General features: G+C 66.8%; 9 protein-coding genes. 5 read left to right on the top strand and 4 right to left on the bottom strand.

The window, feature by feature from the left end:
- The 4 genes from mrdA to PNO31109_RS21560 form a co-directional block, all read right to left on the bottom strand.
- Window positions 1–1,988, bottom strand: a 1,988-nt coding sequence (mrdA, locus tag PNO31109_RS21575; protein ID WP_150557492.1) for a penicillin-binding protein 2, incomplete at its 3' end; no start/stop codon positions are given.
- A 43-nt stretch (window positions 1,989–2,031) separates the two neighbouring features.
- Window positions 2,032–2,544 carry a rod shape-determining protein MreD gene (gene mreD, locus PNO31109_RS21570; protein ID WP_150557491.1) on the bottom strand — a complete coding sequence of 171 codons (513 nt, stop codon included), beginning with the start codon at window positions 2,542–2,544 and terminating at the stop codon, window positions 2,032–2,034.
- Between the two features lie 9 nt (window positions 2,545–2,553).
- Window positions 2,554–3,522 carry a rod shape-determining protein MreC gene (mreC, locus tag PNO31109_RS21565; RefSeq protein WP_150557490.1) on the bottom strand — a complete coding sequence of 323 codons (969 nt, stop codon included), beginning with the start codon at window positions 3,520–3,522 and terminating at the stop codon, window positions 2,554–2,556.
- Between the two features lie 196 nt (window positions 3,523–3,718).
- Window positions 3,719–4,762 carry a rod shape-determining protein gene (locus tag PNO31109_RS21560; protein WP_010805637.1) on the bottom strand — a complete coding sequence of 348 codons (1,044 nt, stop codon included), beginning with the start codon at window positions 4,760–4,762 and terminating at the stop codon, window positions 3,719–3,721.
- A 549-nt stretch (window positions 4,763–5,311) separates the two neighbouring features.
- On the opposite strand from PNO31109_RS21560, the gene gatC reads away from it, so the two are divergent.
- The 5 genes from gatC to PNO31109_RS21535 all read left to right on the top strand — a co-directional run bounded on the left by gatC (window position 5,312) and on the right by PNO31109_RS21535 (window position 10,410).
- Window positions 5,312–5,611, top strand: a complete 300-nt coding sequence (gene gatC / locus PNO31109_RS21555; RefSeq protein WP_150557489.1) for an Asp-tRNA(Asn)/Glu-tRNA(Gln) amidotransferase subunit GatC — start codon at window positions 5,312–5,314, stop codon at window positions 5,609–5,611.
- Window positions 5,612–5,705: 94 nt separating this feature from the next.
- A complete protein-coding gene (gatA, locus tag PNO31109_RS21550) occupies window positions 5,706–7,196 on the top strand; it encodes an Asp-tRNA(Asn)/Glu-tRNA(Gln) amidotransferase subunit GatA (RefSeq protein WP_150557488.1) in 1,491 nt (496 codons plus the stop codon).
- 44 nt (window positions 7,197–7,240) lie between these two features.
- Window positions 7,241–7,696 (top strand): hypothetical protein, encoded by a 456-nt coding sequence (locus PNO31109_RS21545; RefSeq protein ID WP_150557494.1) that lies wholly within the window; start codon window positions 7,241–7,243, stop codon window positions 7,694–7,696.
- 137 nt (window positions 7,697–7,833) lie between these two features.
- A complete protein-coding gene (gatB, locus tag PNO31109_RS21540) occupies window positions 7,834–9,306 on the top strand; it encodes an Asp-tRNA(Asn)/Glu-tRNA(Gln) amidotransferase subunit GatB (RefSeq protein ID WP_150557493.1) in 1,473 nt (490 codons plus the stop codon).
- 297 nt (window positions 9,307–9,603) lie between these two features.
- Window positions 9,604–10,410, top strand: coding sequence for a polyphosphate kinase 2 family protein (locus PNO31109_RS21535; protein ID WP_150557487.1), 807 nt, complete (start codon window positions 9,604–9,606; stop codon window positions 10,408–10,410).
- Window positions 10,411–10,819: the final 409 nt, after the last annotated feature.

Here is a 10,819-nt window from a genome sequence, read left to right as displayed (position 1 = left end):
GGCGCATCGGGCGCCGCGGAAACCCCGGCGACGGCGCCTGAGGCCGCACCGGGCGCGGACGCCGCCTGCAGCGCCGCGGCTTCGGCCGCGCGCTCCTTCGGTTCGTCGATGAGGTAGTAGTCGAGCAGACGGCGCGCCACCGGACCGGCCTGCGCGCCGCCCCAGCCGGCGTTCTCGACGATCAGCGCGAGCGCGATCTTCGGGTCGTCCGCCGGCGCGAAGGCGATGAACAGCGCGTGATCGCGCTTGAACTCGGGAATCGCGTTGTGGTTGTACTTCTCGTTCTTGCCGAGCGAGTAGACCTGCGCCGTGCCGGTCTTGCCGCCCGCCTCGTATGGCGCGCCGGCGAACGCCTGACGGCCCGTGCCTTCCTTGATCACGCCGACCATCGCGCGTTTGACGAAATCGACGTCCGCCTGCTTGTACGGCAGACGGGCGCTTTCGTGCGGCACGGTGAGCTGGCGCGAATGCGTGACGGGATCCTCGACGGCCTTCACCAGGTGGGGCTTCATCACCACGCCGTTATTGGCGAGCGTGGCCGTGGCGTGCGCGAGCTGCAGGATCGTGAACGAGTTGTAACCCTGGCCGATGCCCAGGCTGATCGTCTCGCCGTCGTACCACTTCTGCTGCGCGGGCTTCTTGTAGGCCTTGCGCTTCCATTCGGTCGAGGGCAGGATGCCGCGCGCCTCGCCCTCGATGTCGATGCCCGTGAGCTGGCCGAAGCCGAGCGGCGCCATGAAGTCGTGGATCGCGTTCACGCCGAGGTCGTGCGCGAGCATGTAGTAATACGTGTCGTTCGAGACCACGATCGAGCGATACATGTCGATCCAGCCCTGACCGTTGCGCACGTCGTTGCGGAACGTGTGGTTGCCCAGCGTGAACGAGCCCGTGTCCTGGAAGCCCCAGTTCGTCGTGCGTTTGCCCAGTTCGAGCGCGGCGAGCGCCATGAACGGCTTGTACGTCGAGCCGATCGGATACGTGCCGCGCAGCGGCCGGTTGAGCAGCGGCCGGTCGGGCGAGTTGTTGAGGGCGTCCCAGTTCTGCTGGTCGATGCCTTCGACGAACAGGTTCGGGTCGAAGCTCGGCGCCGACACGAACGCCAGCACGTCGCCGGTCTTCGGCTCGATGGCCACGACCGCGCCGCGCCGTCCGGCGAATGCCTGCTCGGCCACCTGCTGGAGCTTGATGTCGATCGACAGCACGAGGTTGTCGCCCGGCGTGGCCGGCGTGCGCGAGATCGTGCGCACCGGGCGTCCGCCCGCGGTGACTTCGATTTCCTCGAAGCCGGTGATGCCGTGCAACTGCGTCTCGTAACTCTGCTCGACACCGATCTTGCCGATGTAGTCGGTGCCTTTGTAATTGTTGGCGTCGCGCCGGATGTCGTACTTCGCGCTGTCGCTGTCGTTTTCCTCGCTCATCGCCTCGATGCGCTGGCGATCGCGCTGCGAGATGCGGCCGATATAGCCGATCACGTGCGCGGCCGTCTCGCCGAGCGGATATTGCCGGAACAGGCGTGCGTGCACGTCCACGCCGGGGAAGCGGAAACGCTGTGCGGTAAAGCGCGCGACTTCCTCGTCGGTGAGGCGCGTGCGGATCGGCAGGCTCTCGAAGCTCTTGCTGTCGTCCATGAGCTTCTTGAAGCGGGCGCGATCGCGCGGCGTGATCTCGATCACGTCGGACAGATCGGTGATCAGGTCCTCGAGCGGACGACCGATCTTCGACGGCGTGATCTCCAGCGTGTAGGCGGAATAGTTGCGTGCGAGCACCACGCCGTTGCGGTCCATGATCACGCCCCGGTTGGGCACGATGGGCGCGAGCGACACGCGGTTTTCGTCGGCTTGCAGCGCGTACTGGTTGTGGCGGAAGACCTGGAGGTAGACGAAGCGCACGGCGAGCAGGCTGAAGCAGATCAGCACGAAAAGCGCGGCCGCCGTCACCCGCAGATGAAACGTCTGCAGTTGTTGCTGGGGATTCTTGAACTCGGTCATGCGGGCGGGCTCGGTGGCGCGAGACGGGCGGGCGGCGGGCCCGTCAGATCGGGCGCGTGTCGTCTCGGTCGACGGCGCGCTTTTGTGGCGCCAGCAGCAGGATGCTGATCACCGGCCAGAGTACGGCTTCGACGAAGCTCGCCGCGAGCGGCCACCAGCCCGGGAACGCCGCGCCCGTGGCCAGGCGGATGATGAACGGCACCACGTGCGCGAGCAGCAGCAGCGGCAGCACCGTGAGCGCCTGGCCGAGCAGCGTGAAGAACAGCACCCGGCGGTGAATCATGATCGCGCCGTAGGACAGCAGCGTGTAGGCGAGCGCGTGCTCGCCGAGCAGGCCGGCGTTGTGCACGTCCATGAGCAACCCGACGAGGAACGCCACGCCCATGCCGACCTTGCGCGGCTGGTGGATGTTCCAGAACATGAGCACCAGCGCGACGAAGTCGGGCATGGCGGGCGCGTGGCCCCACGGCATCAGGTTCACCAGAAACGCCACCACGAGACTGAGCGTGATGAAGTACGGATTGACCGGCAGCAGAATGTATTGCGGTCGTGACATGTCGATTCCTCAGTGGCCTTTCCTGGCGGCCGGTGCACGCTTCGGATCGGCGCGGTTGCCGCCCTTCTGGCCGGGCTTCTCGCCGCTCGCGGCCGGATCGGAGGCGCGCGCGAGGTCGGCGGCGGCGTCCGGGTGCAGGGCAAGCGGCGTGGTGTATTGCAGGACCAGCACCTGGCGCTGACTGCGCAGGTTCGCCACCGGCTGGCACAGGATGCGCGCGAACGCGGTGTCCGAGACGCGGTCGACCTTGGTGATGCGCGCCACCGGCAGGCCGGCCGGGTAGATGCCGTCCAGGCCGCTCGTGGCGATTTCGTCGCCGACCTTCACGTCGGCCGACAGCGGGATGAAGCGCAGGTCGAGCACGTCGCCGCGCAGCCCGCCGTAGATCACGCTGTGCACACCGCTGCGCGTGACCTGCACGGGCACCGCCTGTTCGCGGTCGGTGAGCAGCGTCACTTCGCTTTGCAGCAGGAATACGCGCGAGACCTGGCCGAGCAGACCCTGCTCGGTGACGACCGGCGCGCCGAGCTTCACGCCGTGCTTCGTGCCCCGGTCGATCACCACGCGCTGCGTGAACGGGTCGCGCGTATCGTATTCGATTTCGGCGGGAATGCTTGGCACTGGCAGCCGTTCGCGCAGCGAGAGCAGTTGACGCAGGTGCTCGTTTTCGTTGACCAGCTGGTTGTTGCGCTGTGCCTGCACCGAGAGTTCGAGATTGCGCTCGCGCAAAACACGGTTCTCGGTGGTGAGCTGCGATTCGGTGGAGAAGAAGCTCGCGACCCCGAGTATGGCGTCGCGCGGCAGCAGCATGAGCCGCTGCACCGGATAAAGGGCGGTGCCGACGACGGCGCGCACGCGCTCGAGCGTGTTGTAGTGCGAGTCGACCACGAGCAGGCCGATGGCGAGCGCGACGAAACAGATCAGCCGGGCCAACGCCGACGGACCCTGTTTGAACAGTGGCGGCGGACTGTACTGCATGGTGGGCCCTTCAGGGAAGCACGCGCAGCGAGGCGCTGCGGTGCGCGTGTGATATCAGTCGGGCGCGACGCTGCGGCGCGGTGGAAAGTGCGACGCGCCCAAGCGTGCGCGGGGTCTTGCTGCGTGGCCGGCCGCGCCGGGCGAGGTGTGGACGGGATTGCCCCACCGCGCCGGACGACGAACCACGCACGTTGGCTTACTCGTAGGAGAAGATGCTGCCGAGCTTGTCCATGCGCTCGAGTGCCATGCCCGAGCCGCGCACCACGCAGGTGAGCGGGTCTTCGGCGACGAGCACCGGCAGGCCGGTTTCTTCGGCGAGCAGACGATCGAGGTCGCGCAGCAGCGCGCCGCCGCCCGTGAGCATCATGCCGCGCTCGGCGATGTCGGCGCCCAACTCCGGCGGCGTCTGCTCCAGCGCGATCTTCACCGACGACACGATCTGGTTGAGCGGATCGGTCAGGGCTTCGAGGATTTCGTTGCTGGAAATGGTGAAGGCGCGCGGAATCCCTTCCGAGAGGTTGCGGCCCTTGACTTCCATTTCCTTGACTTCCGAGCCCGGGAAGGCCGAGCCGATTTCCTTCTTGATGGCCTCGGCGGTCTGCTCGCCGATCAGCATGCCGTAGTTGCGGCGGATGTAGTTCACGATGGCTTCGTCGAACTTGTCGCCGCCCACGCGCACCGAGCCCTTGTAGACGATGCCGCCCAGCGAGATCACGCCCACTTCGGTCGTGCCGCCGCCGATGTCGACGACCATGGAGCCCGTGGCTTCCGAGACCGGCAGGCCGGCGCCGATCGCGGCGGCCATCGGCTCTTCGATCAGGTAGACCTGCGAGGCGCCGGCGCCGTGCGCGGCTTCCTTGATGGCGCGGCGCTCGACCTGGGTCGAGCCGCACGGCACGCAGATAATGATGCGCGGCGACGGCGAGAACAGGCGCGACTCGTGCGCCATCTTGATGAACTGCTTGATCATCTGCTCGGTCACCGTGAAGTCGGCGATCACGCCGTCCTTCATCGGGCGGATGGCCTCGATGTTGCCCGGCACCTTGCCGAGCATCTGCTTGGCTTCCTTACCGACGGCCTGGATCGTCTTCTTGCCGCTCGGGCCACCTTCCTGGCGGATGGCGACGACCGACGGTTCGTCGAGGACGACGCCCTTGCCGCGCATGTAGATGAGGGTGTTGGCCGTGCCCAGATCGATGGCCAGGTCGTTGGAGAAGTAGCTGCGAAGAAAACCGAACATGCAAAATCCTGTGTTTGCGTGAGGCCGTCCCAAGGAATGTGACTGGGACGGCTGCCTGTCATCTGGGTTCCGGCCCGTTCGCAAAAAAATCGCCAGGCGCCAGGGGCGGCTCGCGAAACATGCGGACAAACCGAGGAATGCTGTACCGGGCAGGAGGCGGGGCTGCCGTCATAAATCCGTCGCGTCAGGGTCTTGCACTGGACTGCGCGATCGTCTGCCGCGCCTCCCGGACTCGCCGTGGCCCACCTGCGCGACAGCGGCGAAGGGTGCAAAAACACGCTCCGACGCAAATTTAATGCGCAATGATACCTTATAATTTCGCAGGTTTTGCAGGAAAAACGAGCACGTTGACACCACATTCGACACCCCCGCCGAACGCGCCGGGACCCTTGTGGCGCGGCGCGCCGACCGTCCTGCGCGGCCCGGTGTACGCAGCGAAACGGCAAGCGAATCGCCGTCCCTTCGCAGATTCGCCGCATTCTGTCCCTAATTTCAGCGACAGGCGTGCGTCCGGCCGCTTCCCCATGCGCATTTTTTCGGGATTTCTTCATGGCTTTGAATCTCTCAGACGTCAAACGCATCGCCCATCTCGCGCGTCTCGAGCTGGCCGACGACGAGGCGGCTCACATGGAAAAGGAGCTCAACGGCTTCTTCGCGCTCGTCGAGCAGATGCAGTCGGTCGACACGACGGACGTCGCGCCGCTTGCGCATCCGATCGAACAAATTCAGGCGGTCGCACAGCGGCTGCGCGCCGATGCCGTGACGGAGCTCGTCGATCGCGAGGCCAACCAGCGCCCGGCGCCCGCCGTCCAGGACGGCCTCTACCTGGTACCGAAGGTCATCGAATGAGGCCGGCGCCGCGCCTCGCGCCCGTGCCGTCGCGCCACGTGCGACGCGCCTGCCGCGCCCCCCTCATGCCCTCACGCGCTCAATAGCAGCCACCATGGAACAAGATCTGATTCATTTGCAGGATTTGCGCGCCGCGCTCGACGCCAGGCGCGTCTCGAGCGTCGAGCTCACGCAGCACTACCTCGAGCGCATTGCCGGCGCCGCCGACCTGAACGCCTTCGTGCACGTCGACGCCGAAGCGAGCCTCGCGCAAGCGCGCGCGGCCGATGCGCGCATCGCTGCCGGTGAAGGCGCCACGCGCCCGCTGCTGGGCATCCCCGTGGCGCACAAGGACGTGTTCGTCACGCGCGGCTGGCGCAGCACGGCGGGCTCGCGCATGCTCGAGAACTACACGAGCCCGTTCGACGCCGCCGTGGTCGAGCGTCTGGCCGACGCCGGCATGGTCACGCTCGGCAAGACCAATATGGACGAGTTCGCGATGGGCTCGTCGAACGAGAACTCGCACTTCGGCCCGGTGAAGAACCCGTGGGACACGCGCGCCGTGCCCGGCGGCTCGTCGGGCGGCTCGGCCGCTGCCGTGGCAGCACGCCTCGCGCCGGTTGCCACCGGCACCGACACCGGCGGCTCGATTCGTCAGCCGGCAGCGTTTTGCGGTGTGACCGGCATCAAGCCGACTTACGGCCGCGTGTCGCGTTTCGGCATGATCGCGTTCGCCTCCTCGCTCGATCAGGGCGGCCCGTTCGGCCATAGCGCCGCGGACTGCGCCTGGATGCTCAACGGCATGGCCGGCTTCGATGCGCGCGACTCCACCAGCCTCGAGCGCGCCGACGAGGACTTCTCGCGCGGGCTCGGCAAGCCGCTCGACGGGGCCACCGCGGACAAGCCGCTCGCGGGCCTGCGCATCGGCCTGCCTGCCGAATACTTCGGTGAAGGGCTCGATGCCGACGTGCGTCAGGCCATCGACGATGCGCTCGCCGAATTCGAGAAGCTGGGCGCCGTGCGGGTGCCGGTGTCGCTGCCCAAGACCGAATTGTCGATTCCGGTGTATTACGTGCTGGCCCCGGCCGAAGCGTCGTCGAATCTGTCGCGCTTCGATGGCGTGCGCTACGGCCATCGCGCCGCCGAGTACCGCGATCTGCTCGACATGTACAAGAAGTCTCGCGCCGAGGGCTTCGGCACCGAGGTCAAGCGCCGCATTCTGGTGGGCACCTACGTGCTCTCGCATGGCTACTACGACGCCTACTACCTGAAGGCGCAGAAGATCCGCCGCCTGATCGCGCAGGACTTCCAGAACGCGTTCGCGCAGTGCGACGTGATCATGGGGCCGGTGGCGCCGTCGGTGGCGTGGAACCTCGGCGAGAAGAGCGCCGATCCGGTGCAGATGTATCTGGCCGACATCTACACGCTGTCGGTGAGCCTGGCCGGTCTGCCGGGCATGAGCCTGCCCGTGGGCACGGGACGCGACGCGCGCCCCGTGGGGCTGCAGATGATCGGCAACTACTTCGACGAAGCCCGCCTGCTGCAAGTGGCCGACGCGTTCCAGCGCGCCACGGACTGGCACCGGCGCGCGCCGGCGGGGCGCTGATCATGGCCCGCGCGCGCGTGACGACGTTGCCGGGCGGGGCGGCCATGGCCCGACTGACGGGCAGGGCGCTCGTGCTCGCCGGCCTGGCGCTCACGTTGGCGTCCTGCACCCTGCCGTTCAACCGGCCGACGCCCATTGCCTATCGCGAGATCAATCTGTCGGGCTACTGCTCGCAGACGGACGAGGACGGTTTTCGCGAACAGGCGACGCTCAGGGTCGCGGCCAACCAGGTGCAGACGCTGGACTGGCGCCTGTGGGTCGGCAATCGCGGCAGTTGCCACTTCAATCTGGCGGATTTCCACCAGACGCAGTGGCGCCCGAGCATCGAGCTGCGCGCGAACCGCGGCAACTGCAAGCTGCTGATCTGGCAGGATCCGGGCAACGTGACCATCGGGCACGCGAACTGCGAGTCGTATTGCACGCCGGGCATCTACGAAAACGCCTGGCCGGTGAGCTTCGATCCTCGCTCGGGCGTTTGCGCGGCGGATACCCGCCGGTAGGTGGCGGCCGCGGCAGCGGCAGCCCGCGCCGCAGGCGAGAACAGGAACACGCCGATGGGTCGTCCGAACGGGCGGCGCGCCGGCGGCAAGGGCAGGGCGAGAGCGCCGTGCCGACAAGTTGAGACAGGGTGAACCTTATGCAATGGGAAGTCGTTATTGGTCTGGAGACGCACGCACAGCTCTCCACCGCTTCCAAGATTTTCTCGGGCGCGTCGACGCAGTTCGGCGCCGCCCCCAACACGCAGGCCTGTCCCGTGGATCTGGCGCTGCCGGGCGTGCTGCCGGTGCTCAATCGCGGTGCGGTCGAGCGCGCGATCGAGTTCGGGCTGGCCATCGGCGCGACGATCGCGCCGCGCAGCATCTTCGCGCGCAAGAATTACTTCTACCCGGACCTGCCCAAGGGCTACCAGATCAGCCAGTACGAAATCCCGGTGGTGCAGGGCGGCTCGCTGAAGATTCAGGTCGAGGCCGATCCGCGCACCGGTCGCCAGGCCTACGAGAAGGTCGTCACGCTCACGCGCGCGCACCTCGAGGAAGATGCGGGCAAGTCGCTGCACGAAGACTTCGCCGGCATGACCGGCATCGACCTGAACCGCGCCGGCACGCCGCTGCTCGAAATCGTGACCGAGCCCGACATGCGCAGCGCAGCCGAGGCCGTGGCCTACGCGAAGGCGCTGCATGGCCTCGTGGTGTGGCTCGGCATCTGCGACGGCAACATGCAGGAAGGCTCGTTCCGCTGCGACGCCAACGTGTCGGTGCGCCCGCTGGGTCAGAAGGAATTCGGCACGCGCGCCGAGATCAAGAACCTGAACTCGTTCCGTTTCCTCGAGGAAGCGATTCAATACGAAGTGCGCCGTCAGATCGAGCTGATTGAAGACGGCGGCGAAGTGGTGCAGGAAACGCGTCTGTACGATCCGGACAAGAAGGAAACGCGTTCGATGCGCAGCAAGGAGGACGCGCACGACTATCGCTACTTCCCCGATCCGGACCTGATGCCGCTCGTGATCGACAGCGAGTGGGTCGAGCGCGTGCGTGCGGCGCTGCCCGAACTGCCGGCGCAGATGCAGGCGCGTTTCGTCCAGACGTATGGCCTGTCGGACTACGACGCTGCGGTGCTCACGCAATCGAAGGCGCAGGCCGCGTACTTCGAAGCCGTGGTCGCGAAGGCCGGCAAGGCCAACGCCAAGCCCGCCGCGAACTGGATCATGGGCGAGCTGTCCTCGCAGCTCAATCGCGAAGACATCGGCATCGAGGCGAGCCCCGTCTCGAGTGCGCAGCTCGCGGGCCTGCTCGCACGCATCGCCGACAACACGATCTCCAACAAGATTGCGAAGGAAGTCTTCCAGCTGATGTGGGAAGAGCGCGCGAGCGACGAAGGGGCGGCCGATCGCATCATCGAAGCGAAGGGTCTCAAGCAGATCACCGACACGGGCGCCATCGAGAAGATCATCGACGAGGTGCTCGCGGCGAACGCCAAGTCCGTCGAGGAGTTCCGCGCGGGCAAGGAAAAGGCGTTCAACGCGCTGGTCGGCCAGGCCATGAAGGCCACCAAGGGCAAGGCGAATCCGGCACAAGTCAACGAGTTGCTCCGGAAGAAGCTCGGCGCCTGATCGTCGTCCGATCCCGGCATCCCCGCCTGCGGGGCTGCCGGACGCAAAGCGCGGCAGCCCGTTGGGCGCCGCGCTTCGTTTTTGGCGGGCCCGTACCCGCGGCCACCGCGCTTGCGGCGGCAGGCTTCGCCCTGTACCTCCTTGTCGCGCGCGGCGATTCGCTTATGCCGCGTTTTTTTGCGCACCCCGCAAATTGCGCCATACTGCCGGTTCCCGCGCCCGGATCCGGGCTCCCAGCGGGACTGGGGGAAGGGATTGAGGGAATCAAGGGGATCAGGGGGATCAGGGGGATTGGCGATGTTCGAGAAATTGCGCGTACCGCTCGGCAAAACGCTCGACCTGTCGGATTACGATCCGGCGGAAAAACCGTTGGCCGGTGAATCCAAGGACGACGACAAGGCCCGCATGGCGGATCTGGCCGTCAAGCTCGACGAACTGCAGACGCTGCTGCACGCCAACAACCGGCACCGCGTGCTGCTCGTGCTCCAGGGCATGGACACCAGCGGCAAGGACGGCACGATCCGTGCGGTCTTCCAGAACGTCGATCCGCTCGGCGTGCGCGTGGCGAATTTCAAGGCGCCCACCCCGATCGAGCTCTCGCGCGACTTCCTGTGGCGCGTACACATGGCCGTGCCGGCCGCGGGCGAGCTCGCCATTTTCAATCGCAGCCACTACGAAGACGTGCTGATCACGCGCGTACACGACTGGATCGACGCGCAGGAGTGCAAGCGCCGCTACGCGCATATCAACAACTTCGAGCGGCTGCTCGCGGACAGCCACACCACGATCGTCAAGTGCTTTCTCCATATCTCGCCGGAGGAACAGCGCAAGCGCCTGCAGGAGCGCATCGACGATCCGAACAAGCACTGGAAATTCGAGCTGGGCGACCTCAAGGAGCGCAGCTTCTGGCCGCAATACATGAAAGCCTACGAGGCGGCGTTATCGGCCACCTCGACGGAATATGCGCCGTGGTATATCGTGCCTTCGGACTCGAAACGCCACCGTAATCTCATGGTGGCGGAGTTGCTCGTTGCCGCCATGTCCGGGCTGAAGCTGTCCTATCCGCCCGCACGGCCCGAGCTGACGGGGATGAAGGTGGAGTGAGCGGGGTGCGCGTTTTTGCGCCGCGCCGCGCGTGAGCGCGCGTTCCGGGGGTTGGGAAGCGAAAGCCGGTGACTGTCGGCAATCGTTGGCAGCCGCCAGGAATGGCGCGGGTGCGGCCCCGGCGTTGGCAAGACGCGAACGCCTTGGCGCTTCGCGGCTGTTTTGAGGAAAGAAACCGGCGTGGCCGGGAGAGCGGGGGCTCTCCCGGCAATGGGCGCTGCATGGGGAAACGGGGAAGAAGATGAGTCAGGAGAACGCCTGCCGGCCGGCGCCGGAGGATGCGCCGGCCCGCGGGCAGGAGACAGGGAGCGGCAGCGCACCGGTGCGTGTCGCGCAGGCGGGCCACGGTCCGGCAAGCGGCGCGGCGCAGACCGCAGGCGCTCCGGCAAAGTCGGCCGGCGGCCGGCCG

This window comes from Pandoraea nosoerga (genome assembly GCF_902459585.1).
Lineage (GTDB): Bacteria > Pseudomonadota > Gammaproteobacteria > Burkholderiales > Burkholderiaceae > Pandoraea > Pandoraea nosoerga.
The sequence above is the reverse complement of the archived record's forward strand: the minus strand, read 5'-3'. Positions and strand labels throughout refer to the sequence as shown.

Bases quoted from the DNA above. Each gene is read 5' to 3' on its own strand.
- PNO31109_RS21545 (WP_150557494.1), top strand. From the start codon at position 7,241: ATGGCCCGACTGACGGGCAGGGCGCTCGTGCTCGCCGGCCTGGCGCTC.
- mreC (WP_150557490.1), bottom strand. From the start codon at position 3,522: ATGCAGTACAGTCCGCCGCCACTGTTCAAACAGGGTCCGTCGGCGTTG.
- gatA (WP_150557488.1), top strand. From the start codon at position 5,706: ATGGAACAAGATCTGATTCATTTGCAGGATTTGCGCGCCGCGCTCGAC.
- PNO31109_RS21560 (WP_010805637.1), bottom strand. From the start codon at position 4,762: ATGTTCGGTTTTCTTCGCAGCTACTTCTCCAACGACCTGGCCATCGAT.
- gatC (WP_150557489.1), top strand. From the start codon at position 5,312: ATGGCTTTGAATCTCTCAGACGTCAAACGCATCGCCCATCTCGCGCGT.
- mreD (WP_150557491.1), bottom strand. From the start codon at position 2,544: ATGTCACGACCGCAATACATTCTGCTGCCGGTCAATCCGTACTTCATC.
- gatB (WP_150557493.1), top strand. From the start codon at position 7,834: ATGCAATGGGAAGTCGTTATTGGTCTGGAGACGCACGCACAGCTCTCC.
- PNO31109_RS21535 (WP_150557487.1), top strand. From the start codon at position 9,604: ATGTTCGAGAAATTGCGCGTACCGCTCGGCAAAACGCTCGACCTGTCG.